The sequence below is a fragment of the Zobellella iuensis genome (assembly GCF_016746085.1).
GTDB classification, from domain to species: domain Bacteria; phylum Pseudomonadota; class Gammaproteobacteria; order Enterobacterales; family Aeromonadaceae; genus Oceanimonas; species Oceanimonas iuensis.
This window is the reverse complement of sequence record NZ_JAERTZ010000012.1, coordinates 46,247-71,451: the sequence shown is the minus strand read 5'-3', so window position 1 is coordinate 71,451 and position 25,205 is coordinate 46,247. Positions and strand designations below refer to the sequence as shown.

At 61.6% G+C, this 25,205-nt stretch carries 19 protein-coding genes and 3 pseudogenes; 14 read left to right on the top strand and 8 right to left on the bottom strand.

Going from position 1 to position 25,205, the window contains the following annotated elements; genetic code table 11:
• Positions 1-54: 54 nt before the first annotated feature.
• The 7 genes and pseudogenes from JKV55_RS19890 to zapE form a co-directional block, all read left to right on the top strand.
• Positions 55-894, top strand: a pseudogene (locus JKV55_RS19890) (methyl-accepting chemotaxis protein); the annotation flags it as partial.
• Between the two features lie 83 nt (positions 895-977).
• Positions 978-1,514: a chemotaxis protein CheW gene (locus JKV55_RS04035; RefSeq protein WP_202082466.1), complete on the top strand. Its 537-nt coding sequence runs from the start codon at positions 978-980 to the stop codon at positions 1,512-1,514.
• 159 nt (positions 1,515-1,673) lie between these two features.
• Positions 1,674-3,350: a methyl-accepting chemotaxis protein gene (locus tag JKV55_RS20210; protein ID WP_202082465.1), complete on the top strand. Its 1,677-nt coding sequence runs from the start codon at positions 1,674-1,676 to the stop codon at positions 3,348-3,350.
• 32 nt (positions 3,351-3,382) lie between these two features.
• The gene (locus JKV55_RS04025; protein ID WP_202082464.1) at positions 3,383-4,189 is read left to right on the top strand and encodes a CheR family methyltransferase; all 807 of its coding nucleotides are present in this window, start codon (positions 3,383-3,385) and stop codon (positions 4,187-4,189) included.
• A gap of 20 nt (positions 4,190-4,209) precedes the next feature.
• Positions 4,210-4,674 carry a chemotaxis protein CheD gene (locus JKV55_RS04020; RefSeq protein WP_202082463.1) on the top strand — a complete coding sequence of 155 codons (465 nt, stop codon included), beginning with the start codon at positions 4,210-4,212 and terminating at the stop codon, positions 4,672-4,674.
• Position 4,675: 1 nt separating this feature from the next.
• Positions 4,676-5,749, top strand: a complete 1,074-nt coding sequence (locus JKV55_RS04015; protein ID WP_202082462.1) for a protein-glutamate methylesterase/protein-glutamine glutaminase — start codon at positions 4,676-4,678, stop codon at positions 5,747-5,749.
• A 68-nt stretch (positions 5,750-5,817) separates the two neighbouring features.
• Positions 5,818-6,915, top strand: a complete 1,098-nt coding sequence (gene zapE, locus JKV55_RS04010; RefSeq protein WP_202082461.1) for a cell division protein ZapE — start codon at positions 5,818-5,820, stop codon at positions 6,913-6,915.
• A gap of 37 nt (positions 6,916-6,952) precedes the next feature.
• Here zapE and JKV55_RS04005 read toward each other — a convergent pair.
• From JKV55_RS04005 to JKV55_RS03990, 4 genes and pseudogenes are all read right to left on the bottom strand, one after another.
• Positions 6,953-7,483: pseudogene (locus JKV55_RS04005) on the bottom strand (ISAs1 family transposase); the annotation flags it as partial.
• 28 nt (positions 7,484-7,511) lie between these two features.
• Complete coding sequence (locus JKV55_RS04000) at positions 7,512-9,305, bottom strand: putative bifunctional diguanylate cyclase/phosphodiesterase (protein WP_202082460.1); 1,794 nt, start codon at positions 9,303-9,305, stop codon at positions 7,512-7,514.
• 195 nt (positions 9,306-9,500) lie between these two features.
• Positions 9,501-9,989: a phosphate-starvation-inducible PsiE family protein gene (locus JKV55_RS03995; RefSeq protein WP_237332657.1), complete on the bottom strand. Its 489-nt coding sequence runs from the start codon at positions 9,987-9,989 to the stop codon at positions 9,501-9,503.
• A gap of 70 nt (positions 9,990-10,059) precedes the next feature.
• Positions 10,060-10,494 (bottom strand): annotated as a pseudogene (locus JKV55_RS03990) (ISAs1 family transposase); the annotation flags it as partial.
• Between the two features lie 746 nt (positions 10,495-11,240).
• Here JKV55_RS03990 and JKV55_RS03985 point away from each other — a divergent pair.
• Complete coding sequence (locus tag JKV55_RS03985; protein ID WP_202082458.1) at positions 11,241-12,428, top strand: tyrosine-type recombinase/integrase; 1,188 nt, start codon at positions 11,241-11,243, stop codon at positions 12,426-12,428.
• A gap of 126 nt (positions 12,429-12,554) precedes the next feature.
• Here the strand turns inward: JKV55_RS03985 and JKV55_RS03980 are convergent, their stop codons facing one another.
• Complete coding sequence (locus tag JKV55_RS03980; RefSeq protein WP_202082457.1) at positions 12,555-14,177, bottom strand: GMC family oxidoreductase; 1,623 nt, start codon at positions 14,175-14,177, stop codon at positions 12,555-12,557.
• 341 nt (positions 14,178-14,518) lie between these two features.
• Here JKV55_RS03980 and JKV55_RS03975 point away from each other — a divergent pair, with 341 nt between their 5' ends.
• The 4 genes from JKV55_RS03975 (at position 14,519) to JKV55_RS03960 (ending at position 18,872) form a co-directional block, all read left to right on the top strand.
• Positions 14,519-15,532: a TRAP transporter substrate-binding protein gene (locus JKV55_RS03975; protein ID WP_202082456.1), complete on the top strand. Its 1,014-nt coding sequence runs from the start codon at positions 14,519-14,521 to the stop codon at positions 15,530-15,532.
• A 62-nt stretch (positions 15,533-15,594) separates the two neighbouring features.
• Positions 15,595-17,547, top strand: a complete 1,953-nt coding sequence (locus JKV55_RS03970; protein ID WP_202082455.1) for a TRAP transporter large permease — start codon at positions 15,595-15,597, stop codon at positions 17,545-17,547.
• 53 nt (positions 17,548-17,600) lie between these two features.
• Positions 17,601-18,053, top strand: coding sequence for a GlcG/HbpS family heme-binding protein (locus JKV55_RS03965; RefSeq protein WP_202082454.1), 453 nt, complete (start codon positions 17,601-17,603; stop codon positions 18,051-18,053).
• Between the two features lie 51 nt (positions 18,054-18,104).
• Positions 18,105-18,872 (top strand): IclR family transcriptional regulator, encoded by a 768-nt coding sequence (locus JKV55_RS03960; protein WP_202082453.1) that lies wholly within the window; start codon positions 18,105-18,107, stop codon positions 18,870-18,872.
• Positions 18,873-18,898: 26 nt separating this feature from the next.
• On the opposite strand, the gene pdxR is transcribed toward JKV55_RS03960, so the two are convergent.
• Positions 18,899-20,413 carry a MocR-like pyridoxine biosynthesis transcription factor PdxR gene (gene pdxR, locus JKV55_RS03955; RefSeq protein ID WP_202082452.1) on the bottom strand — a complete coding sequence of 505 codons (1,515 nt, stop codon included), beginning with the start codon at positions 20,411-20,413 and terminating at the stop codon, positions 18,899-18,901.
• A gap of 578 nt (positions 20,414-20,991) precedes the next feature.
• Here pdxR and JKV55_RS03950 point away from each other — a divergent pair.
• Positions 20,992-22,332, top strand: a complete 1,341-nt coding sequence (locus JKV55_RS03950; protein WP_202082451.1) for a Na+/H+ antiporter family protein — start codon at positions 20,992-20,994, stop codon at positions 22,330-22,332.
• Between the two features lie 21 nt (positions 22,333-22,353).
• Here the strand turns inward: JKV55_RS03950 and JKV55_RS03945 are convergent, their stop codons facing one another.
• Positions 22,354-23,253, bottom strand: coding sequence for a LysR substrate-binding domain-containing protein (locus JKV55_RS03945; protein WP_202082450.1), 900 nt, complete (start codon positions 23,251-23,253; stop codon positions 22,354-22,356).
• Positions 23,254-23,345: 92 nt separating this feature from the next.
• Between JKV55_RS03945 and JKV55_RS03940 the strand changes: the two genes are divergently transcribed.
• Positions 23,346-24,158, top strand: a complete 813-nt coding sequence (locus tag JKV55_RS03940) for a phytanoyl-CoA dioxygenase family protein (protein WP_202082449.1) — start codon at positions 23,346-23,348, stop codon at positions 24,156-24,158.
• A gap of 122 nt (positions 24,159-24,280) precedes the next feature.
• Here JKV55_RS03940 and JKV55_RS03935 read toward each other — a convergent pair whose 3' ends face one another.
• Positions 24,281-25,192: a LysR substrate-binding domain-containing protein gene (locus JKV55_RS03935; RefSeq protein WP_202082448.1), complete on the bottom strand. Its 912-nt coding sequence runs from the start codon at positions 25,190-25,192 to the stop codon at positions 24,281-24,283.
• Between the last annotated feature and the right edge of the window lie 13 nt (positions 25,193-25,205).

Sequence of the window (25,205 nt, the reverse complement as noted above, 5' to 3'; positions counted from 1 at the left end):
GACAGCGACAGCCTGCTGGCCGTCCTGAAGGCCATGGTGGAGAAGCTGTCCCTGATCATCGGCGAGGTGCGCACCGCCTCCGACAACCTGGCCAGCGCCTCCGAGGAGGTGAGTGCCACCGCCCAGTCCATGAGCCAGGGGGCCAGCGAGCAGGCGGCGGGGGTGGAAGAGACCAGTGCCTCCATCGAGCAGATGAGCGCCAGCATCAACCAGAACACCGACAACGCCCGGGTCACCGACGGCATGGCCAGCAAGGCGGCGCGGGAAGCGGCCGAGGGCGGCGAGGCGGTGCAGCAGACGGTGGCGGCGATGAAGCAGATAGCCCAGCGCATCGGCATCATCGACGACATCGCCTACCAGACCAACCTGCTGGCGCTGAACGCGGCCATAGAGGCGGCGCGGGCCGGGGAGCACGGCAAGGGCTTCGCGGTGGTGGCGACCGAGGTGCGCAAGCTGGCGGAGCGCAGCCAGGTGGCGGCCCAGGAAATCGGTGAGCTGTCCGACAGCAGCGTGGCCCTGGCGGAGAAGGCGGGGCGGTTGCTGGAAGAGATGGTGCCGGCCATCGACAAGACCTCGGATCTGGTGCAGGAGATCAGCGCGGCCTCGAGCGAACAGGCCACGGGGGCGGCGCAGATCAACACCGCCATGAGCCAGCTGAGCCAGGTGACCCAGCAGAGCGCCTCCAGCAGCGAAGAGCTGGCGGCGACGGCGGAGGAGATGAGCAGCCAGGCGGAGCAGCTGCAGCAGGCGATGAGCTTCTTCACCCTGGTCGCCGGGGCCGCCGTAAAACGGGAGAGCCGGGCGGCCACCGGCAAGGGCAAAACGGCCAGGCAGCCCCAGCCGGAGCCTGAGCTGGGCGAGGGTGAACTGGAACCCGGCTTCACCCGCTTCTAGGCACGGGCCGGGCGCCCCGGCGCCCGGCATCAGGGAATACAGTGGCAGGGCCCGGGGCGGGTCCTGCTGCAGGAGGAAAAGCAATGAATGCATTAGTGGCGACAGAGCCCAAGGTTGGCGTCGAGGCCCAGTACCTGACCTTTGTGTTGGGAGGCGAGATGTTCGCCATGGACATCCTCGGCATCAAGGAGATCATCGAGTACGGCACCCTGACCACGGTGCCCATGATGCCGGCCTTCGTGCGCGGCGTCATCAACCTGCGGGGGGCCGTGGTGCCGGTGGTGGATCTGGCGGTGCGCTTCGGCCGGCCGTCCACCCCGGTCAACAAGCGCAGCTGCATCGTCATCCTCGAAGTCCATGGCGAGGAGGGGGTGCAGGATATCGGCGTGCTGGTGGACGCGGTGTCGGCGGTGCTCAGCATAGCAGCGGCCGACATCGAGCCGGCCCCGAGCTTCGGGGCCGGCATCCGGGCGGATTTTATCGGCGGCATGGCCAAGGTGGACGGCCGCTTCGTGATAGTGCTCAGCGTTGAGCGGGTGCTGTCGGTGGAGGAGATGGCGCAGCTGTCCCAGGCCGGCGACGGCAAGGCCCTGGCCAGGGAGGGAGAATTCGCCCAGTAATCACCAACATGGCTCGGCACTGCCATTACCCAAACCAATAACAATAATGGCGGGGGTTCTTCCCGCTTCCGGAGGGCGCTGCCCGGCACGGCATAACGCCGTGACCGGAAAGCAGCGCGTCGTCCCGGCGGAGAGCCCCGGCGGCATCAAGGAAATCTTATGTTTCAATTACGGATAAAAACCCTGTTCATGGGCCTGACCATCACTTCGCTCGGCATGCTGCTGCTGACCCTGGCGGCGGTCAACCGCTATCAGGCGGCGGTGGAACAGGTGGCCGAGGCCAAGGATCGGCAATACCAGTCCTACCTGCTGGCCGATGAGCTGCGGCAAAGTTCGGACGATCTGACCCGCCTGGCCCGGACCTATGTGGTCACCGGCGACAGCCGCTTCGAGCAGCAGTACTGGCAGGTGGTGGCCATCCGCAACGGCGAGCAACCCAGGCCGGAGGCCTACCACCGGATTTACTGGGACTTCGTGGCGGCGGGAGACGCCAAGCCCCGGCCGGACACCCCGGCGGTGCCGCTCGCCGAGCTGATGCGCCGGGCCGGCTTCACCGAGCAGGAATTCGCCCTGCTGGCCGACGCCAACGCCAAGTCCGCCGCCCTGGTGGAGACGGAGGCGGTGGCCATGCAGGCGGTGCAGGATTATGCCAGCGGCGCCCTCGGGGCGGTGAGCCCAGAGCAGGCCCGGCGGATGCTGCACGATGCGGCCTACCACCGGGAAAAGGCCAATATCCAGGGTTCCATCGACGACTTCTTCGTGCTGATGGAAAACCGCACCGCCACCCTGGTGGCGACGGCCCTGGCCGACAAGGACAAGGCCTTTTCCTGGGTGCTGGCCAGCATGGCCGGTACCTTGCTGGTACTGGGGCTGGTGCTCTGGTTCGTGTACCGCCGCCTGGCCGCTTCCCTGGCGGTGGCGGTGCAGGCGGCCGAGCGGCTGGCGGAGGGGGATCTGAGCCAGCCCATCCGGATCCGCTCCCGGGACGAGGTGGGCCTGCTGCTGGCGGCCATGGGCCAGATGCAGGACCGGCTGACCCGGATCATCGGCGAGGTGCGCGGCGCCGCCGACAACCTGGCCAGCGCCTCCGAGGAGGTGAGCGCCACCGCCCAGTCCATGAGCCAGGCGGCCAGCGAACAGGCGGCGGGGGTGGAAGAGACCGGCGCCTCCATCGAGCAGATGAGTGCCAGCATCAACCAGAACACCGACAACGCCCGGGTGACCGACGGCATGGCCAGCAAGGCGGCGCGGGAGGCGGCCGAGGGCGGCGAGGCGGTGCAGCAGACGGTGGCGGCGATGAAGCAGATAGCCCAGCGCATCGGCATCATCGACGACATCGCCTACCAGACCAACCTGCTGGCGCTGAACGCGGCCATAGAGGCGGCGCGGGCCGGGGAGCACGGCAAGGGCTTCGCGGTGGTGGCGAGCGAGGTGCGCAAGCTGGCGGAGCGCAGCCAGGTGGCGGCCCGGGAAATCGGTGAGCTGTCCGACGGCAGCGTGGCCCTGGCGGAAAAGGCGGGGCGGCTGCTGGAGGAGATGGTGCCGGCCATCGGCAAGACCTCGGATCTGGTGCAGGAGATCAGCGCGGCCTCGAGCGAACAGGCCTCGGGGGCGGCGCAGATCAACACCGCCATGGGCCAGTTGAGCCAGGTGACCCAGCAGAATGCGGCCAGCAGCGAGGAGCTGGCGGCGACGGCGGAGGAGATGAGCAGCCAGGCGGAGCAGCTGCAGCAGGCGATGGGCTTCTTCACCCTGGCCGCCGCCACCGGTACGCCGGCGCCGGCCGGGCTAAGGGCGGGCGCCTTCGATGACAAGGCGGAGCCCGGTTATGTTTGAGCCCGGATCCCCGGGCCGAGGGAGCTTGACCCATGCAGATACCGTCGTTGCAGGATGAGGAGTTCCAGCTGTTCCGGCGCTGGCTGTACCGCAGCGCCGGGATCAACCTGTCCCCGGGCAAGAAGGCGCTGGTGGCGGGGCGGCTGGGCAAGCGGCTGCGCCACCATGGCCTGGGCAGCTACGGCGACTACTTCCGCCTGATCATGGCGGAGCGGGGCGGGGGCGAGCTGCAGACGGCGCTGGATCTGCTGACCACCAACGAAACCTATTTCTTCCGGGAGCCCCGGCACTTCGACTTTCTGCGGCAACAGGTGCTGCCCGCGCTCGGCAGGGGCCGCCCGGTCCGGCTGTGGAGCGCGGCCTGCTCGTCCGGGGAAGAGCCCTACAGCCTGGCCATGACCCTGGCCGAGTCGCTGGGGGCCGGGCCCTGGGAGCTCGTCGCCTCCGACATCAGCAGCCGGGTGCTGGCGCAGGCCGGACGCGGCCAATATCCCCTGAGCCGGGCGGAACACATCGACACCCGCCTGCTGCACAAATACTGCCTGAAAGGGGTGGGGGAGCAGGAGGGCAGTTTCCTGGTTGAGCGGCGGCTGCGGCAGCGGATCCGCTTTATGCAGATCAACCTCAACCAGCGCCTGCCCGAGATCGGCGATTTCGATGTTATCTTCCTGCGCAACGTGATGATCTACTTCGATCTCGACACCAAGCGCCAGGTGGTGGAGCGGATCCTGCCCCGGCTGAGGCCGGGCGGCTATTTTATCGTCAGCCATTCGGAGAGCCTGAACGGGGTGTCCGAGGCGCTCCGGCTGGTGCAGCCGTCCATCTACCGCAAGCCATGACACCGGGCGAGGTCGAGGAGGTGTTACTGCAGCCCGGCCAGTTCCATTTCGGCGGCCCGGCCACCCGCATCCGCACCCTGCTCGGCTCCTGCGTCGCCATGGTGTTGTGGCACCCCCGCCGACGGATTGGGGGCATGTGCCACTACCTGCTGCCGGGCCGGGGCGGGAGCCGGCCCGACGGCCGTTACGGCGAGGACGCCATGGCCCTGTTCCGGGCGGCGGCCCGGCAGCACGGCACCGGGCTGGAGGAGTATCAGTGCAAGCTGTTCGGCGGTGGCAACATGTTCGGCGCGCCGGTGCCCGCCCGCCTCGACGTGGCCCGGCAGAACGTGGCGGCGGCCCTCCGGCTGGTGCGCGAGCACCGCCTGCGGCTGGTGGCCCAGAACCTGGGCCAGAGCGGCCACCGCAAGGTGGTGTTCGAGGTGTGGAGCGGGGTGGTCTGGGTCAGCCACAGTCCCCTGAAGGGAGCGGAGGAACAAGGATAAAATGAAAAAAATCAAGGTATTGCTGGTAGACGACTCGGCGGTGATGCGTCAGGTGCTGGTGGCGCTGCTGGAGCGGGAGCCGGACATGCAGGTGCTGGGCACGGCCTCGGATCCGCTCTTCGCCCTGGACAAGATGGCGCGGGACTGGCCCGACGTGATAGTGCTGGATGTGGAGATGCCGCGCATGGACGGCATCACCTTCCTGAAGAAGATCATGGCCGAGCGGCCCACCCCGGTGGTGATCTGCTCGTCCCTGACCGAGCAGGGGGCCGAAACCACGCTGCAGGCCCTGGCCGCCGGCGCCGTGGAGATCATCACCAAGCCCAGGGTGGGGCTGAAGCAGTTTCTGCAGGATTCGTCCGCCGCCCTGGTCGGGGCGGTGCGCGCCGCGGCCCAGGCCAGGGTCGGCCGGCTGACGGCGCGCGCGCCCTTGCCGGTGCCGCCCAGGCTGGGGGCGGATGCCATGGCGGAGCCGCCGGGCAGCCAGGCCATGGTGCAGACCACGGAGCGCATTGTGGCCATCGGCACCTCCACCGGCGGCACCCAGGCCCTGGAGCGGGTGCTGACGGCGCTGCCCCGGGTGTGCCCGGGGCTGGTGATAGTGCAGCACATGCCGGAGAAGTTCACCGCCTCGTTCGCCGCCCGCCTGAACCAGCTGTGCCGGCTGGAGGTGCGGGAAGCCCGCCACCAGGACAGGGTGCTGCCGGGGCTGGCGCTGATCGCCCCCGGCGGCCGGCACATGCAGCTCAGGCGCAGCGGCGCCTACTACCAGGTGGAGGTGCTGGACGGGCCACCGGTGAACCGGCACAAGCCCTCGGTGGACGTGCTGTTTCGCTCGGTGGCCAAGTTTGCCGGTAAAAACGCCACCGGCATCATCATGACCGGCATGGGCGACGATGGCGCCCGGGGACTGAAGGAAATGGCCCGGGCCGGGGCCGAGACCCTGGCCCAGGACGAGGCCTCCTGCGTGGTGTTCGGCATGCCCAAGGAGGCCATCGCCCTGGGGGCGGTGGAGCGGGTGGTGTCGCTCGAGCGGATACCGGCGGAGATCATGCGCCACGCGGCCCGGCGCTAGGGGCCAGCCTTGTCCGGCGGCGGGCGCTGTGGCTTAATGCCCTTCCGTTTCGCAAACCCCGGCCCGTTATGACCCTTTCCCCCTACGCCGCCTACCTCGCCGCCCTGGACGCGGGCTTTAAGGACGATGCCGCCCAGCGCCGGGCCGCCGAATGGCTGGAGCAGTGCCAGCGCCGGCTGCATGCCGGCGAGCGGGATATGGGCGGCGTTTACCTGTGGGGGCCGGTGGGGCGGGGCAAGACCTGGCTGATGGACCTGTTCCATCGCGGCCTGTCGGTGCCGGCCAAGCGCCTGCACTTCCATCACTTTATGCGCTGGGTGCACCGGCGGCTGTTCCAGCTCACCGGCACCGAGGATCCGCTGGCGCAACTGGCGGCGGAGCTGGCCGCCGAGGTGAGGGTACTGTGCCTGGACGAGCTGTTCGTGAGCGACATCGGCGACGCCATGCTGCTCGGCCGCCTGCTGCAACAACTGTTCGCCGAGGGCCTGGTGCTGGTGACCACCTCCAACCAGCCGCCCGAGGGGCTCTACGCCGACGGCTTTAACCGGGATCGCTTCCTGCCGGCGGTGGCGGCCATGGCCGAGCGGATGCGGGTGGTGGCGGTGGACGGCGGCGAGGATCACCGGCTGCACCCGGGGGCGCCCCGGCAACGCTACTGGGTGAATGAGCCCCAGGCCCTGGCGACCCTGTTCGCCGAGCTGGCGCCGGCGGGCGGCGGCAGTGAGCCCTTGCCGCTGGGCCACCGGCAGATAGCGGTGCAGGGGCGGAGCGAGTCCGTGCTCTGGTGCCGCTATGCCGACCTGTGCGAACAGCCGCTGGCGGCGCCGGACTTTATCGAGCTGTGCGACCGCTTTAACCATATCCTGCTGGGCGGGGTGCCCCGCCTGAGCGGCGGCCGGCGGCAAGGCGCCATCGCCCGCGGCACCGAGGACGGCGCGACCCAGGTCGCCGCCGGCGAGCGCCAACTGCCGCCCCTGTCCCGCCAGGACGACGGCGCGCGCCGCTTTATCGCCCTGGTGGACGAGTGCTACGACAGGGGCATACCGCTCTGGCTGGAGGCCGAAGTGCCGCCGGACGAGCTCTACCGGGACGGCGCCCTGGCCTTTCCCTTCCGCCGCACCCTGAGCCGGCTGCGGGAAATGCAACTGGCCCGGTTCGGCGGCTAAGGCCGATGTAGTAGCGCACCTTGATGTCCTTGGCCGGTTGGCCGCCCATGGCATCGATGGTCACCAGGCAGCCACGAATACTCAGCAACTCCAGCAGTTCGGGAATGGCGGTGATCTCATTGGATTTGGCATCGGTTTTTACCTGGCCCAGTACCACCTGATTGGCGGCGCAGAACGCCGATACCATGTGGATGGCACCTTGCCGGCGGCCCTTGTCGTAGCTGCGCCGCAGGGTTTTGCCGTCGATGGCAATCACTTCGCCTGCGGTGGCCACGTGGCACTCTTTCATCCAGGCGGCAAAGCGCTTTTGCAACTGCGTGGCCGAGAGCATGCCCATCACCCGGGCGATGGTATCGTGCACCGGCACCCCGTTCTCGAAGTCGCCATACTGGCGCAGCCAGTCGAGGTGATCGATGCCGAAATCCTCGATTTCCTCCCACCCTTCGGCGCCGCCAATGACAGCCACGATGGTGAGGAAAAGGATGTCCGAGAGCTTGTGCTCCACCTTCCATTGCTGGCGCGGGTCACTGATGATGGAGAGGTGCTGCAAGAAGCCGAGTCCGTTCATGGCGATCGGCTTCTTGCAGCACTTATCCTTATTTATTGGGCGACATAGTAAATACGGGATGGTCACGGAGCATGGACGTCAGTTCGGTGGTTGGAAGTGGTCGCGAGAAGACGTAACCCTGCACATAATCGCATCCGCTGGATCTAAGGGCGGCGAGTTGCTGCTCGCATTCGACTCCTTCGGCGACCACCGTCATTCCAAGGCTATGTGCCAACTGTATCGTCGCATCCACTATAGCGGCACCGTTGTTCTGAGTGTGCATTTCCTGAACGAAGGAGCGGTCGATCTTGATGGTGTCGAACGGAAAACGGTGCAGGTAAGCCAGGCTCGAGTAGCCGGTCCCGAAGTCATCCAGCGACAGCTTCAAGCCAAGCGCTTTCAGGGCTTTAAGCGTGCGCGCGGCGTATTCAGCATCGTCCATTAAAATGCTCTCGGTCAACTCCAGGGTCAATGAGCCCGGTTCGACGTCGGCTTGACGCAGAAGCTCGTCAACTTGCGGAATGAGATCCTGCTGATGCAGTTGCCGGGCAGAGAGGTTGACGCTCACATGCTCTATCGGCAGGCCCTGGTCGCGCAGACGCTTTATTTCTCCGAGCGCGCTCCGCAATGCCCAGATGCCCAGTGGGAGGATCAAGCCCGTTTTCTCCGCGATCGGTATGAATCGAGCGGGGGAAATCATGCCGCGGTCAGGCCGCAGCCAGCGCATCAAGGCCTCGGCCCCGACGATGGCTCCCGTGCGGAGATCCACTTGCGGCTGGTAATGCAGCGAAAGCTCATCGCGCTTGATCGCACCACGCAGTGCGGACTCCAGCTCGAGCCACTCGGCGTCCTGCAACACGGTTTCCAGTGAGTAAAAGTGGGCGATATTCCCCCCCCGGTTTCTCGCGGCGTTTAGGGCGCTAAATGCGTTCTTGAGCAACTGGTCCTCATTTACGCTCGAATCGGCACGAGCCACGCCGCCGATGCTGCACGTCAAATACACCTCGCGTCCGGCAATCATCACCGGCTGCTCGAAGGCGTCCGCGATGCGCTGTGCTTCGCCAACGATACGGGAAATGTCCGCGTGGTTGCCGCAGAGGATAAAGCCGAATTCATCACTGCCGAGGCGGGCCAGTGTGTCCGAAGTGCGCGCGCAACCAGCCAGCCGGTTTGCGGCGGCTTTCAGTACTTCGTCGCCACTGCCATGGCCCAGGGTGTTGTTGATGAGACCGAAACGATCCAGGTCAACGAGCAAGACCGCGAGCCGTTCGCCGGAGCCATTGGCATAATCAACCGCCTGGCGCAGGCGCTCACCGAACAGGTTGCGATTCGGAAGCCCGGTAAGATCGTCATGGCTGGCCAGGTACAGGACACGCTGCTCCGCCGCTTTGCCCTCGCTCACATCGCGGGCCGACGGAATCAGGTACTCGACCCTGCCGTCGGACCCATAAAGGGGCTCGAGGGAAAAATCCATCGTCAGTACGCGGCCATGCCGGTCCTGAACAAGGACGTCGAATCGGGAAGCGATCCCGTCGGCTGCGTCCTTGATTGCCAATCGCAACCGACGCGTGGCGATGTCGGAGAACCTCCACCATGGCGTCGCCTCGAAAGGCTTGCAGAGCACCTCATCCAACGTCGCGCCGATTGCGTCGAGGGCTGCTCGATTCGCGTGGACCACGTTCCCCTCGACGGTGATCAGACCGACGAAGATCGACGGACTCAAGCGGTCCATTACCTCTTTGAGCCGGAGTGCATCCGGCGGCTGAACGTTGTCAGCCGGGGACGATTGGGGGGCCTGCTCGGTCGTCTCCAATACCTCATGGCGCGGTGTAGTTTGCGTCATACAAATTCCAAGGTTGATCAAGTTACGGGGTTCCGGGGGCCTCCCGGGGCTTCTGGGAGTTAGATTGGGGCCTAGGGAGAAAATTCAAGTGCCCAAGTTTTCGCCACCCGTGCCTGCTGTGCCGCCCAACGCTCCGGTTAAGCGGCGGGCCGTGCAACGGACCGTCTGCTGCAGCCGGTTGTTAGAGCACAAGGCTCAACGCGTCTCCTTGACGAGGCGGTCATCACGTTCGCGCAGCAGCCAGTAGACCACACCGAGCACAAGGGTTGCTCCAGCCAGCGCTGCAATGGTGCTCGCGGCGGTGGTGCTGGTATCGAGAATGACGAACTTGCGACTCAACGCAATGAGCGCGATGAGCACAACGGTCTTGACCTGGATGATGCTCGAGCGCCGAAAGGCAACGAGAATAATCGAATGTTTGAATTCCATGGCGATGAGCAGCGTCATGATCATGCCAAAGAGCGTCTGAAAGACGTCATGTTCGAGTGGATCTAGCGTGCCGCTGAGCAATAGCGGAACGATGCGGATGACCAGCTGCAGGAGCGCCAGGACGATGACCGATGCGACCACGAGACTCAGAACGATTGCAACAACCTGCTCGAAGCGCTCGTAAACGGACATGATCGACCAATACTTACGTGTTTCCGCAAAGAAACTTCGCGGCACGTGGTGTTTGTTGTCCATTTGTCGCTCCGTTTTTGGGTTGCTGCCTAACATTATAATACTGCGCATGCGCATATACATCAGGGCAAGATTACGAAACCCCCAGTCCTGCCAAGACGTGCGACAGGTAGGCGTTGTTGCGGCTGGCCCGCTTTTGCTTGCGTTTCATGCCGGCCTTGAAACTGGTGTCTGCCTTCAACGCATTGAAGGCGATATGCCGGATAGTGGCCATATTCTCACCAGCCTGTTCACGACGCTTATTCCTAACATAAGGGCACTCGTCTTCCCGCATGCACCATCCAGTTGCCAGTGCAGTTGGGATTCTATCGATCAGTGGGAACGGCTCGCGTCCAGCAGCGCCTTGGCCGACAGCTTGGCCGCCCACTTCCCGCATGGCCGCCACTATCCCTAAGGTTTTCAGCTCCGGCCATTCAAACACCAGGTCACCCAGGATGGACAAGTCGTCCACCGCCAGGCTCAGCCGGGTTTCCTTGCGGCCATGGCCGCTTTCCTGCGTGCTGTAGCTGCACCGCAGGGTTTTACCGTCGATGGCAGATCGCTCCCGGATTTACAGATAACCCCATACCTGCTGGCGAAAAGTCATTGTCGAGAAACGGTGAAGCTAATGGCGCTGAAAGGCCAGTAACAGCATCAATTAAATTTTCGAAATTTGCTTGGGTGAAATTTAAATAACTGTTCCGAATAGTAGATCACTACCGGCATCGGCTGGGTTCCGCTAAGCAGATGGTTTCCGCGACATCGGCGCGGTGGAGCCCCCAGGGGGCGAGCTTGCTCGCCGTGACGAGCGATTTCGGCCTGACCGAGCATCCAGTGAATGCTCGCAGCAGATCGAAGCCGCGAGTGTCACATCTCACGGCGTGTCTGCGTGCGGAACCCAGTCGATGTAGCACTCTTAGGATCAGTTATTTAAAGCAGAAGCCGGGTGAGGTTGGACACCGGGTGGATAGATGCGAGAATACGGCTTTCTCGTGCGTGCCGTTGCGGCCTCGGGTCTGGGTGTCAAATGAAATTGCGGCCGGTAAAGCGATGAGTGACTGTTTTTATTCTTTTTAAATCAAATAGATAAGTTAAATATGCTGTTGATGATCGATAATCGACATTACAGTCCGGTGGAGTCCATTGTGGTCTCGAAGTAAATCTATAAACCACTTATTATCAGTATATTAGCTCCATTTATGGATTTTGGTGTCTATTGCTATCCATGAAAATTGCGGGTATCGTTGCGGGTATCGAAATCAGGATACCCGCACCATGCCACTGACCGATGCCAAAGTTCGCAACACCAAGCCTTCCGAGAGACCCCAAAAGCTGGCCGATGGACAGGGCCTGTACCTAGAGGTGCGCCCTACGGGATCCAAGCTGTGGCGGTATCGTTACCGTATTGCCGGCAAGGAGAATATCTTTGCCATTGGCGAGTACCCCACCATGAGTCTGGCTGGCGCGCGCACCGAGCATGACAAGGCGAGGGCACTGGTCAAACAGGGAATCCACCCGGCCCATCACAGACAAGCCGAGCGGCTGGTTAACCGGACGGCAAATGCCAATACTTTTGAGGCGCTGGCGCGAGAGTGGATAGACAAGAAAGCCCCTGGCTGGACCCCATACTACCTGCGTCAAGTTGAGCGTTTCTTGGCGGCTGATGTTTTCCCTCACATAGGGAAGCTACCCATCCGCAATGTAACGGCGGCCCATCTGCTGGAAATCATTCGGCGTGTGGAGGCGCGGGGAGCGGAAACGGTGGCCCTGCTGATCCGGCAGTGGTCGTCCGCCATCTTTCGCTATGCGGTTGCCACCCTGCGGGCTGACCACGATCCTGCCGCCGCCCTGAAAGGCGCCATTCACCGGCCCAAGGTAGAGCACCGAAAGCCACTGACCCGCGAGCAGATTGTTCAGTTCATCAAGGCGCTGGATGAATATGGTGGCTACAGAGCCACAGTCATCGCCCTGCGGCTGATGTTGCTGACTTTTGTGCGAACCGTGGAGCTGCGTAAAGCCGAGTGGCACGAGTTTGATCTGGAGCGGGCAGAGTGGCGGATCCCTGCTGAAAAAATGAAGATGCGTCAGCCCCACATAGTGCCGCTTTCCCGCCAGGCGATTGAGTTGCTTCAGGAGCTGCATACCTTCACCGGTGGCCGCGCGCTGCTATTTCCCAACCTCAGGAACCCGAATACCTGTATGACTTCAACAACCCTGAACAGGGCCCTTGAGCGTATGGGGTTCAGTGGTAAGGGGAGCATTGGTTTTTCGGCCCACGGCTTCCGTGCCACGGCTTCCACCCTGCTGAATGAAATGGGTTACCGCTCGGATGTCATTGAGCGTCAACTGGCCCATACCGAGCGCAACAAGGTCAGGGCCAGTTACAACCAGGCCCAGTACCTGGACGAGCGTAAAGTCATGATGCAGGTATGGGCCGATCTGATTGATGAGCTGACGAAATAGTCATCAGATGGTCAGGTGGAAGCCACAGGGGGGAAGCCCGTTGTTCCTGCATCTTGGCCGTTAGCGCACAATGGGCAAAACCCGCACCGGCGGGCGGGCTTTGCTGTCCGCGTCGAGAAGCGGTTGTCAGGCGTGGCCCTGGTCATGCTTGATCATGTCGGCGGCTTTTTCGCCGATCATGATGGACGGCGCATTGGTGTTACCGGAGACAATCAGCGGCATGATGGAGGCATCGGCCACCCTTAGCCCCCGAATGCCGTGCACTCTCAGCCGGCTGTCGACCACAGCCATGTCATCCTGGCCCATCTTGCAGGTACTGGTGGGATGGTAAATGGTCTGACTGAAGCGCCGGGCCGCCTCCAGAAGCTCTTCATCGGTCTGGTACTGGCGCCCGGGCACATATTCGTCGGTGATTACCGGCCGGAGCGCGTCGGCCTCGGCGATGCGCCGGGCTACCTTGATGGCATCCACCGCCACCCGGCAGTCCTCCTCGGTAGACAGGTAATTGGGCTGAATGGATGGATACTGGTGTGGATCGGCGCTGCGAATACGGATCCGTCCCCGGCTGTGGGGGCGTAGCTGGCATACCGACGCGGTAAAGGCCGAGAAGGGGTGGACGCCGTCACCGGGCTTGTCGGCGCTTAGGGGCTGCATGTGGAACTGAATATCGGGCCTGTCCAGTTCATCCCGGGAGCGGGTGAACACATAGACCTGGCTGGCGGCCAGGGTCAGCGGGCCGGTGCGGGACAACACATACTGCATGCCGACGCCCATCTTCTTCAAGGGGTGATTGACCTCGTCGTTCAGGGTTCTGCAGCGGGTCTTGAACACCAGGCGGATCTGCAGGTGATCCTGCAGGTTTTCTCCCACGCCGGGCAGGGTATGCAGGCACTCGACTCCGACTGAAGCGAGGTGCCCAGGGTCGCCAATGCCGGAGCACTGCAGGATCTGAGGTGAGCCAATGGCGCCGGCGCTGAGTACCACCTCCCGGGTGGCCCGGGCCAGCAGCCGCTTGCCCTTGTGTTCAAACTCGATGCCGGTGGCCTGCTGGCCTTCCAGCAGAATGCGTCGGGTATGAGCATGGGTCAGCAGGGTCAGGTTGGGACGCTGGAGCGCTGGGCGCAAAAAAGCCTTGGCACTGCTACAACGCAGTCCCTTGTGTGCGGTTTGCTGAAAGTAGCCTACCCCTTCCTGGCGCTCGCCATTGCAGTCCGGGTTGGCGGGAATGCCTGTCTGCTGGGCGGCCTCGATAAAGCGTTCGGCAATTTCCCGCCGCAGCCGCAGGTCGGACACCTTTAGAGGGCCATCGACCCCGTGATAGGCGTCTTCTCCTCTGGACTGGCACTCGGATTTTCTGAAGTAGGGCAGAACCTCCTTAAAGCTCCAGCCATCATTACCGAGGGCGGCCCAGTCGTCGTAGTCCTGGTGTTGCCCACGAATATAAAGCAGGCCGTTTAGCGAGCTGGATCCCCCCAGAACTTTGCCCCTTGGCCACTGCAACTGACGGCCGTCGATGCCTTGGTCCGGATCTGTCACATAGCACCAGTCGGTCGCCGGGTTGTGCATTGTCTTGAAGTAGCCGACGGGAACGTGGATCCAGGGATTCCAGTCTTTGCCGCCGGCCTCCAGCAACAACACGCGAATGGCTGGATCTTCGCTGAGCCGGTTGGCCAGCACACAGCCGGCCGAGCCCGCGCCCACCACGATATAGTCAAACTCGCCGAAGACCTGATTCTGATACAGAGACATAGTCACTCCAAAAAAATGATACGTTTTGTATCAAAATAATGAAGTTGGTGTTTTTGGCAAGTTTTTTGTTGGATTTTTGTTATGTTTTTGGCGGGGTTGCAGGGGATTTTTAAGCGTTTCCTCATGGGAAGGAAGTGGAAGGGGCCTGGAAAGGTCAGGGGTTAAGTGTTCAATATTTTGAAAAATAAGATATTTTCATTAAATGATACATTATGTATCGATTTTTATGTCAATTTTATTGACATGTACACTGATCGATTTTTATAGTTTCACTCGTTGGCATTTGGGTAACCATTTTTTAACATCATCATCGACGAAGCAGAGACAGGGAGAGGTTGTGTATGAAGTTCGCATCAGGTGTAGTGTCATTTGCCGTGCTGGCCATACTGAGCAGTGGCCAGGCCGCTGCCGAGTACCAGGGACCCAAGGTTCAGTTCAAGCTGGCTCATCCGGCTCCTCCTGGCAGCCATATCACGGCGGCTTACAAGAAGTTCGCCGACTTAGTGAAGGAGAAATCCGATGGTCGCATTCAGGTAAAATTGTTTCCGGGATCCATTCTGGGCAGCGATCGGGTGATGATCGAAGGGGCCCAGCGCGGTACTCTGGAAGTAGGGGTCAGCTCCACCCCTAACCTGGCCAGCTTCACACCAGTGTTCCAGGTGTTTGATCTGCCTTATATCACTAGTCCCGATAAACAGGAGCAGTTGTACCTAGCTCTCGACAAGGGGCAGCCCCTGCATGTCTTCCTGGAGCAGGCGGCCAACGACATAGGCCTACAGCCCCTGATGTATGCGGAATACGGTTACCGGAATTTCGTGTCCAAGAGCCGCCCGCTAACCGGGCCGGACTCGCTGGCCGGACTCAAGATGCGGACCACAGACTCGCCGGTGGACGTGGCGGTGGCCAAGGCCTTGGGCGCCAACCCCTCACCCATTGCCTGGGGCGAGGTCTATACCGCCCTGCAACAGGGCACCATTGATGCTCAGGGCAATACCTTTGATCTTATGGTGGGGGCCAAGCATCACGAAAACCTGAAATATGCGATCACCTCGGCCCACAACTACGGCATGCAGGTAGCCATGGCCAACAAAAAGTGGTGGGACAGTCTGCCGGACGAGACCAAAGCCATACTGGAAGAAGCTTCTGCTGAGGCACTGGAATACCAGCGCACCGTGGCCTATCCGGCCGATCAGCAAAAGGCACGGGAAAGTATGGTGGCTGCCGGCGTGACCATTCATGAAACCACAGCCGAGGACATGGCCCGTTTTCGGGAGCTAACCCGGCCGGTGTTTGAGGAGTTTGCCGAGCGCCTGCCCGCCGAGCTGGTCAAGCTGGTGCAAGACACCCAGAGTTGAGCCGTTTCTCCCTGACCCGGGATGGCTCCCGGGTCTTTTCCCTCCCGATTCCGGAGTCACCTATGGAAATCCTGAAGCTGGACAGTGCCCTGGAGCACAACAAGCCGCGTCTGCAACTGACTCGGCTGCTTCAAGACCTGGAAAAACCCCTGCTGTTTATCGGTCTGTTGGCGATGATTTTGATCATCAATTACCAGACCTTTTTTCGTTATACTCTCTCGGCCCTCCTTGAGCTGGTGGCGACACCCGGCTTTGCCCAGGCGGTGGAAGGCTGGATAGACCCTGAAGCCCTGCGCCAGGCGCTGCGCAATGCAGCCGGCTGGGGAGTCTGGACCGAGGAGCTGGCACGCTACATCTTTATCTGGATTTCCTACTTGGCCGTGTCGCTGTCTATCCTGACCCGCAGCGGCATAAGGGTGGATGTGCTGCATAATCGGCTGCCGGAGCGGGCCCGGGCACTGGTATGGATCGCCATCGACTGCTGCACCCTGGTGCTGGTGTCGATGTTTGCGGTGATGGGAGCGGATTATGTAAAAATGCAGCTGCTGATGCCCCAGACTACACCGGCGCTGCAGATCGGCTATTACCTGCCTTACCTGATCCTGCCCATTGGCTTTGGCCTGATGGCGTTACGAACCCTGCAGTCCCTGTGGCGCCAGGGACGAACCATGCCCTGGGCCGAGGTGCTGATGGGCATGGTGCTGGCGGCCGTGCTGTTTGTGCCAGTGTTGTTATCGGATGAATGGAGTGCCACCGGCCTGCTGTTTGGCTACTTTGTACTGTTTCTGCTGCTGGGCGTGCCTATCGCCTTTGCCCTCGGCTTGGCCGGCCTGGTCACCGTGCTGGGTGCCGGCACTCTGCCGGTGGATTACCTGGCGCAAATCGCTTTTTCATCCATCGACTCCTTTCCCATTATGGCCATTCCCTTTTTTATCGCCGCCGGTGTTTTTATGGGAGCCGGCGGCCTGTCCCGCCGGTTGCTGGCACTGGGCGACGAGCTGGTGGGAGCCCTGCCCGGGGGCATGGCGCTGGCCAGCATCATGACCTGCATTTTCTTTGCCGCCATCAGTGGTTCGGGCCCGGCCACGGTGGCTGCCATCGGCTCCATTACCATACCGGCCATGGTGGCCCGGGGCTACGACAAGTACTTTGCCGCCACAGTGGTGGCTTGTGCCGGCGCCATTGGGGTGATTATTCCGCCCAGCAACCCCTTTGTGGTGTACGGCGTCTCGGCCCAGGTCTCCATTGGTGAGCTGTTTATCGCTGGTATTGTGCCCGGCCTTATCATGGGCGCGGCATTGATGGTGGTGGTGTATCTGGTCTCGAAGAAAAACGGCTGGTATGGCGAGGTGCGCGAGCGCTCCCTGAAAACCGTGCTGATCGGTACCTGGCAGGCCAAATGGGCGCTGATGGTACCGGTCATCGTCCTTGGCGGTATTTATGGCGGTATCATGACCCCGACCGAGGCGGCGGCGGTGGCGGCTCTTTATGGTCTGCTGGTAGGGCTCTTTATTCACAAGGAGTTGACCCTGGCCAGCCTGTGGAGCTCCAGTCAGGAGGCCGTGGGCATTTCCTCCATCATCATAGTGCTGATGGCCATGGCCACCATTTTCGGCAATATCATGACCATAGAGCAGATCCCCGGGACCATTGCCGATCTGATTCTGTCGATCACCAGCAACAAGTGGGCGATCCTCATCATGATCAACCTCTTTCTGCTGTGGATCGGCATCTTTATGGAGGCACTGGCGGCCATTGTTATTCTGACGCCCATACTGCTGCCGCTGGTGACCGCCGTTGGTGTGCATCCTGTGCACTTTGGGGTGATGATGGTAATGAACCTGGCCATCGGCTTTGTGACCCCTCCGGTGGGTGTAAACCTGTTTGTAGCCAGTGGTATTGCTAAGGTCGGGATTGGTGGACTCGCCCGACGGGTCTGGCCCTATCTGCTGGTGATGATAGCGGTGCTGCTGCTGATCACTTATGTCCCTTCCATTTCCCTGCTGTTGCTATAACCGCTGTTATTCAAGGGGCTCCATAGGGCCCCTTTTGCATTCAAGGAGTCAGCATGATGGATCCGGTATACGAAGCCGCGAGGGTAGGAGGTTGGCTGGCTGGGCAACTTGAGCTCGAGCCCGGCCCGCCTGTGTGCATGGCGGCGGTGGATGACAGCGGCAGCCTGGTTTACCTGTATCGCATGGCTGGCGCCCCGGCCCGGCTGGTGCCTATTGCCATAGCCAAGGCCTACACTGCGGCCCGGATGGAGCAACCGACCCAGGTTTTTCGCCAGCGGCTGGAGCGGGAGCGGCTGACCTTGGCCGACTTTCAGGACGCGGGCTTTACCTCCCTACCGGGAGGCTGGCCGGTACGAGTGGACGGGCAGACGTTGGCCGGGCTGGCGGTCAGCGGCCGGACCTTAGACGAAGATGAACGGATATGCCGGCTCTGGCTCGACAGTTTGTACGAGGCCGCAACTTCCCTGCCTGGGGAATGCCTTGAACCAGGGAGGCAAACGACGTAGCAACCTGATTTCTCTATGATAAGATGCCTGACTATCTACACAGGAGGGCTTATGAGCACATCTGTCAGTGCAACCAACTCTACTCTGCTCCGAGCCTTTGCCTTGATAGAGGAAGTGCTCAAGGAAGACCGTGCCACCACGGCGGCGGAACTGTGTCAGCGCCTGGACGTGCCCAAGCCGACAGTACATCGCATCATCGGCCAACTAGAGCAGGAAGGATTGTTGCAGAAGGAGCCCGATGGACGCCATCTCAGCCCCGGACCCCGGCTGCGCAAGATGGCGCTGGGGGTGCTGTCCCAACGCAGTGTGGGTGCGCCCCGGCGGGCGGTGCTGCAGCAGTTGGCCGATGAGTTGGGAGAAACCTGCAACTTGACCCTGCTCGACGGCCATGAACTGGTCTATTTCGAACGGGTGGAAACCAATTGGCCGGTGCGTATCCAACTGCATCCAGGATCACGTATGCCACTGCACTGTACCGCCAGCGGCAAGCTGTTTCTGGCCATGATGCCGCTGTACCGGCGCAAGGCGTTGTTGTCTGGGCTGGCGCTCACCCCCCATACCCGGCATACCATCACGGACCGGGAGCAGTTGGAACATGAATTGGACAAGATAGCCGAAAACACCCTGAGCACGGACAACGAAGAGTTAATCGAAGGAATGGTGGCGATTGCCGTGCCGGTTTACGACCAGGTCGGGCAGGTACGAGCCACGTTAGCGGTGCATGCACCGACTATTCGCAAGCCGCTATCTAGCCTGCTGGAATGGGCACCTACCCTGCGTCGGGCAGCAGTGCAAATGGAAAAAGTGATTGATTTTTAAGGGATACGTACACGCCGGACAGGGACTCAGTTCCCTGTTTTCTTTCGATCTCCAGCGCGAACTCTGGAACCATGGTTCCGACCTGCGTCCAGCTTCGCCTTCAACTCTCCCAGCAGCCGAATACCCGGCTCGATACGCTCCAGCGGGATGGCCGAGAAACCGAGCTTGAGGGTGTTGGCCGGCAGGCCGTTGCCTATGTGGTAGCTGTCGCCGCTGATGATCAGCAGGTTGTGTTCGGCTGCCAGTCGTTTCAGGGCGGTACCGTCCAGGTTCTCCGGCAGGGTCAGCCAGCAGGAAGAGCCTCCGATGGACGATACCCGGCAATCCGGCAGGTGCTGCTGCAGGGCGTCGGCCAGACAACGTGCGCGTTGCTCAAAAACTTGCGCCAGTTTGCGTACCAAGGCATCGTGGTAGCCTAGGGAAAGGAACAGGGCAACGGCCCGTTGATTGTTGAGCGGCGGATGACGCAGCATCAGCTGACGCAGGTTGCGGGCTTCCTGGATCACTGGTTCCGGCGCTACTAGAAAGCCCATGCGCAGTCCGGGTGCTAGGGTTTTTGACAGGCTGCCCACGTAGAGCACTCTGCCCTTGTTGTCCAGGCTTTTCAGGGCTGGGGTGGGGTGGCTGTCGAAGTTCATCTCCATTTCGTAATCATCTTCAATAAGCAGAAAATCATGCTGCTCGGCCAGCTCAAGCAGTGCCTGGCGTCGTTCCAGTGGCAAGGTCACTGTGGTAGGACACTGATGACTGGGTGTCAGGTAGATGGCATCGCAGCTGGACAAAGTCTCATTGACCACAAGCCCCTGCTCATCCACCGCCAGGCTCTGCACCCGGGCGCCAAAGAGGCGGGCGATATGAGCAGCACTGGGATACCCCGGATCCTCGATGCCGAAACAGGATTGCCCGTCCAGCAGCAGTTGAGCCAGCAGATAGAGTGCCTGTTGGGAGCCGACTGTGATCAATATTTCCTCGGCACTGGCCTGAATGCCCCGGCTGGGCAGGATGCGTTTTTGCAGTTGCTCTATCAGTAGGGGATCGTCGCTGTCGTAGCGATCGGAGCCCCAATCCTTGATCGCCTGCACGCTCACCGCGTCACGCCAACACTTGCGCCAGTGTTGAACGGGAAACAGACTACTGTCGAGCTGGCTGTAGACAAAGGGATAACGATAACGTTGCCAGTCGTGGGATAGGCTGGCATTGGGTTGCTGGCCCGGGCGGAGCTTGAGCCGCCTTTCCCAATGCGGGGCTGGGGGAGTGCTGGGCTCGGAGGTGGGGGAGGCCAGCCGATTGGCCACGAAGTGGGGGTTGACGAAATAACCGCGCCGCTCATGGGAAGTAAGATAGCCGTCGGACACTAGGTCGTCGTATACCAGTACGATGGTGTTGCGGGCTACATTCAGGCTCTTCGCCAGGTGACGGCAGGAAGGCAGGGGCTGATTATGAGGTAGAAAACCGCCCAAGATGGCGCTAACCAGATGCTCCCGCACCTGTTGCTGGAGGGTGGCCGGGGCGTTTCTATCCAAATGAAACAATGCGGACATCCGATATGCTCTCTCTTACTGGTAACGAAAGTCAGGTCGGACTTAAGGTGTACCGACCTGTTACAGCATAGCGAAAAATAAAATAAAATGAGACTTTTTGTTTCATTTTTTTATAGGCGAAGCCAGAAGAGCTGACCCGGATCGCCTGGTGCTGGCACTGACCTTGGGCATCTCGCTGATTGAACTGGCGGTGGCTTAGCTGACCAGACGCTATAGTATCAACCGGGCGCGGGCCTTCCTTGACTCGGGGTACTGATGTGGCTGCTAAGCCAGGGCACCCTGTTCTCCTTCAATTTGTGGGAGCAACACACTCTGTTTGGCAAGACCTTCTTCGCCGGTTGTGGCGTTTTAGCATCAGCTATCTGAGTCCGGTGTTTATCGTGCTGATGTTCCTCAACGCCATTGCGGTCGTAGGCTGAGGAATACACCTCCACTACATAGCCAAAAAGCTATGATGTTCATATACAAACTATATTCATTTTAAATGTTTACGGAGTGTTAATTTCCCCCTGTGGGTAGCGGGTTTAGAGCCGGTGCGCCGCATTAAAAGGACGTAACAACACAGGGGAGAGGAACCTATGAATGCCATTGTTTTGGCTATTTTGGTGATGGTAGGGCTGTGTCTGGCCCGGGTATCGGTGGTGTTTTCACTGGTGGTCGCCGCCCTGGTGGGCGGGCTTTGGGCGGGGATGTCGGTGGAGCAGGTGATCGGCGCCTTCAACGAGGGGCTGGGCGGAGGCGCCACCGTGGCGCTGGCCTACGCCACCCTCGGCGCCTTTGCGGTGGCGCTGTCGCGTACCGGCATTACCGGCCTGGTGGCCGACAAAACGCTGGCCTGGGTCGGGGCCCGCCGTGAGCCGGGCCAACTGGGGGGCATCAAGTGGTTGCTGTTCGGCGCCCTGGTTATCGTGGGCGCCGCTTCCGGCACCGTGGTACCGGTGCATATCGCCTTTATTCCCATACTGGTGCCGCCGCTGCTGGGGTTGATGAGCATGCTGCAACTGGACCGGCGCGCCGTGGCCTGTGTGATCACCTTCAGCATCACCATCATGTACATGACCACCCCCGTCGGGTTTGGGACGATTTTTCTCAACGACATTCTCACCGGCAGCGTCAACCAGGCCGGCAGTGAACTGGGTTTGCAGGTGACTCCTGAGATGGCGCCCAGGGCCATGCTGATCCCGGCACTGGGCATGGTGTTGGGTCTGCTGGTAGCGGTGCTGTTCAGCTACCGCCGGCCGCGGGCATATCGGCATCAGCCGGTGGCGGTCGCAGCCCGGGAAAAGACTGAGCTCCGGCTCTCCAAACGGCAGTTGGCGATGATACTGGTGGCGGTGGTGGGGGCTCTGGTGGTGCAGCTTGCTACCGGCTCCATGGTGCTGGGCGGTCTGCTGGGCTTTGCCCTGTTGTCGATGAACGGCCTGTTCAAATGGAAGGAGCAGGACGATGTCTTCACCCAGGGCATGCGGTTGATGGCGCTGATCGGTTTTATCATGATTGCCGCCTCCGGCTTTGCCGGGGTGATGAAGGCCTCGGGTGCCATACCCGAACTGGTGGCGGGATCGGGGGCGCTGATCGGCAACAGCCCGTCGCTGGCGGCCCTGGTGATGCTGCTGGTGGGGCTGTTCATCACCATGGGGATCGGCTCGTCGTTTTCCACCATTCCCATCATCGCCGCCATCTATGTGCCGCTGGCGTTGAGCTTCGGCTTCTCGCCCCTGGCCACCCTGGCGCTGGTGGGTACGGCGGGCGCCCTCGGCGATGCCGGCTCGCCGGCCTCCGACTCCACCCTGGGGCCCACCGCCGGGCTGAACGCCGACGGCCAGCACGATCATATCCGCGACTCGGTGATCCCCACCTTTATCCACTACAACATTCCGCTGGTGATCTTCGGCTGGGTGGCGTCCCAGGTGCTGTAGCCCCGTTGTCTACCGGCATGGCTAGCCGGCTTGTCCGGCGACCAGGCCGAGGAACAGCCGGGCCGGCACCGACAGCGGAAAGCGGCGGGAGTGGGCCAGCACCACCCGCTGGGGCTGGACCTCGTCGGCGAGCGGCACGCAGGCGAGGGCCGCGCCATCGTAGCTGCGGTCTCCCGCCGGCCGGGTGCAGGACAGCGCCACCCCGTGACCGTGGGCCACCAGGCCCCGTTGCAGTTCGAAGGACGCCGTGGTGTGGACGATGTCGGGCTTGAGTCCCCGGTGCCAGAACAGGGAGAGGAAATACTCCCGGGTGAGCGGTAGATCCTGCAGTATCAGCCGCTCCGCCGCCAGCTCTGTGAGGCTGAGGGAAGGGCTGCCCGCCCTGGGATGGGTGGTGGGCAGCAGGGCATGGGGGAGCAGTTCATCCAGCACCTCGGCGTCTATCTCCTGCGGCAGGCCCAGATCGTAACTCAGGGCCAGTTCGGCCCGGCCCTGCTCCAGCGCCCGGCTCACGCCGGTCAGATCCTCCTCCTGCATCAATACCCGGATCCCGGGGTAGCGGCGCTCGAAGCGGCTCACCAATCGTGGCAGGTAGTAGGGCGCGATATCCCTGAAACAGCTCAGTACCAACTGGCCCTCCACCTCGCTGTCGTCCTGCCGCTGGCGGGCCAGCAGGTTGTGGGACAGGGTGAGGATATGGCGCGCCTCCTTCAGCAGCGCTTCGCCGCCGGGCGTAAGACTGACCCCCTGGCCCCGGTGGCGCTGGAACAGGGGCTGCTCCAGCAGCCCCTCGAGCTGGGTGATGGCGATGGACACTGAAGGCTGGGACACATGCAGCACCTCGGCCGCCTTGCTGACGCTGCCCTGCTGGGCCACCGCGACAAAGTAGCTCAGTTGCCGGAAGGTAAAAGGTATAGCCATTGCTCTATGTATCTCATATGTAAACTGTATTTATAAGCTATGTGATGCCGGTGCTAAAGTCGAGTCGTCGCTAACCACAGGGAGGAATCATCATGGGCCACACAACCACCACGACCTGGCTGACACAGGATCAACGGGACGCCTATGCGCGAGACGGCGCCATCGTCGTCAAGGGGGTGTTCAAGGACTGGATAGAGCCATTACGGACAGGTTTTGAACGGGTGCTGCGCGAGCCTGGCGAGCATGGCCGGGAGAACGTGACCGGCAACGATGGCGGACGTTTTTTCGAGGATTACTGCAACTGGCAGCGGATACCTGAATTCCGGCATTGGATAGAGGCATCCCCCGGAGCGGCGATTGCCGGGGAGGCTACCGGCTCACGGCAAATTCAGGTATTCCATGAGCATATTCTGGTGAAGGAGCCGGGCACCGCCAAGCCCACACCCTGGCACCAGGATTTACCCTACTACTGCGTGGACGGTGACCAGACGGCCAGTTACTGGATACCGCTGGATCCCATTACCCAGGAAAATGCCCTGCGGGTGGTGCTGGGCTCCCACCGCTGGCCCAAGTTGGTGCGACCGAGCAAGTGGTCCACCAATGCGTCCTGGTACCAGGATGACAGCCCTTTTATGGACATGCCGGATATCGACGGCGGGGACTTCGAGATCCTCATTCCCGAGCTGGAGCCGGGCGATGCGCTGTTGTTCAACTTCAAGACGGTGCATGGTGCTCCGGGCAACCAGACATCCAACCGGCGCCGGGCCTTTTCTACCCGCTTTATCGGCGACGATGTGCGCTATGTCGACCGGGGCGGACCCACCTCGCCGCCGTTCGACGGCATCGGCCTGCAAACGGGGGAGCGGATGCGGGAGGACTGGTTCCCGGTGGTGTGGCAGTGCTAAGTCACACCTTATGTTATTACTGACGAGGGCGGCTCCAGGAGCCGCCCTTATTTATTCGCCTTGCATGAAGGTTACACGGCCCTAGTGGTATAGGTGGGGCGGGGGAGATCGGTGTTTTTAGGCTATTGGTTGAACAACCATTTTTTAAACTGGCGGATTGCTTCGGTGGGATGGCGATGACGGGGTTCCATCAAGGAAAGTAACCCTTTGCTGGGCATATATTCGGGCAATGCCTGGATCAGTGACTGTTCTTCCAAGTAGGGGGCAAACAGTTCGGACCAGCCCATTGCCACTCCTTGCCCGGCCAAGGCGGCTTGCATCAGCAATTGGTAGCTGTTGGCCCGTAGTGTGCGTTTGGGGGAAGTGTAAGGGTGCCCTGTCGCTAAAAACCAGTCTTGCCAGGTAAGCCAGTCGTGGTAGAAGTCTTCCACTACCAGCATGACGTGCTGCTGTAGCAGGTTTTCGGGAGAGGTAATTGGCCCTGACTGCAACAAGTAGTTTGGGCTGCATACGCAAATGACCTTTTCCTGGCCAAAAATGGGGGTGCAGTCCACTCCTGGCGGTTCTATTTCACCCGGCACTCGGTAGTAGAGGGCTAGATCGAACTCGCTTAGTTCCAGTCGGCGAGGGTCTTCCATGGTGAGTATACGGATATCCAGCCGGGGGTATCGGGCTTGCAGTGTAGGCAACTTTCGGGTTAGCCACATGGAGGCCACCGTGGGGCTAGAAGCCAGGGTTAGCTGCAGTGCGCCCTGATAGCGGGTCAGTTCAGCGGTACCGTCGGCCAGTTCTCGCAGTAGTCGCTGGATCAGGTGAAAGTAATGCTTGCCCGTTGGAGTGAGCTCCACACCCATGGCGTCCCTGTGAAAAAGAGGGCGCCCCAAGTACTCTTCAAGCCGCTTAATCTGGCGGCTGATGGCGCTTTGCGTCAGGCTAAGCTCGTACGCAGCCTGAGTAAAGCTTTTTCCTCGTGCGGCAGCCTCGAAGGCTTGCAGGCAGTTTAGCGGGGGTAAAGGCCGTATAGGTTCGGTCATGTTACTTCCTTGT

Coding starts and splice junctions, on each gene's coding strand:
- JKV55_RS03940 (WP_202082449.1), top strand. CDS start 23,346: ATGGGCCACACAACCACCACGACCTGGCTGACACAGGATCAACGGGAC.
- zapE (WP_202082461.1), top strand. CDS start 5,818: ATGACCCTTTCCCCCTACGCCGCCTACCTCGCCGCCCTGGACGCGGGC.
- JKV55_RS03965 (WP_202082454.1), top strand. CDS start 17,601: ATGATGGATCCGGTATACGAAGCCGCGAGGGTAGGAGGTTGGCTGGCT.
- JKV55_RS03995 (WP_237332657.1), bottom strand. CDS start 9,989: ATGGACAACAAACACCACGTGCCGCGAAGTTTCTTTGCGGAAACACGT.
- JKV55_RS04035 (WP_202082466.1), top strand. CDS start 978: ATGAATGCATTAGTGGCGACAGAGCCCAAGGTTGGCGTCGAGGCCCAG.
- JKV55_RS03980 (WP_202082457.1), bottom strand. CDS start 14,177: ATGTCTCTGTATCAGAATCAGGTCTTCGGCGAGTTTGACTATATCGTG.
- JKV55_RS03960 (WP_202082453.1), top strand. CDS start 18,105: ATGAGCACATCTGTCAGTGCAACCAACTCTACTCTGCTCCGAGCCTTT.
- JKV55_RS03950 (WP_202082451.1), top strand. CDS start 20,992: ATGAATGCCATTGTTTTGGCTATTTTGGTGATGGTAGGGCTGTGTCTG.
- pdxR (WP_202082452.1), bottom strand. CDS start 20,413: ATGTCCGCATTGTTTCATTTGGATAGAAACGCCCCGGCCACCCTCCAG.
- JKV55_RS20210 (WP_202082465.1), top strand. CDS start 1,674: ATGTTTCAATTACGGATAAAAACCCTGTTCATGGGCCTGACCATCACT.
- JKV55_RS03935 (WP_202082448.1), bottom strand. CDS start 25,192: ATGACCGAACCTATACGGCCTTTACCCCCGCTAAACTGCCTGCAAGCC.
- JKV55_RS03985 (WP_202082458.1), top strand. CDS start 11,241: ATGCCACTGACCGATGCCAAAGTTCGCAACACCAAGCCTTCCGAGAGA.
- JKV55_RS03970 (WP_202082455.1), top strand. CDS start 15,595: ATGGAAATCCTGAAGCTGGACAGTGCCCTGGAGCACAACAAGCCGCGT.
- JKV55_RS04025 (WP_202082464.1), top strand. CDS start 3,383: ATGCAGATACCGTCGTTGCAGGATGAGGAGTTCCAGCTGTTCCGGCGC.
- JKV55_RS03945 (WP_202082450.1), bottom strand. CDS start 23,253: ATGGCTATACCTTTTACCTTCCGGCAACTGAGCTACTTTGTCGCGGTG.
- JKV55_RS04000 (WP_202082460.1), bottom strand. CDS start 9,305: ATGACGCAAACTACACCGCGCCATGAGGTATTGGAGACGACCGAGCAG.
- JKV55_RS04015 (WP_202082462.1), top strand. CDS start 4,676: ATGAAAAAAATCAAGGTATTGCTGGTAGACGACTCGGCGGTGATGCGT.
- JKV55_RS03975 (WP_202082456.1), top strand. CDS start 14,519: ATGAAGTTCGCATCAGGTGTAGTGTCATTTGCCGTGCTGGCCATACTG.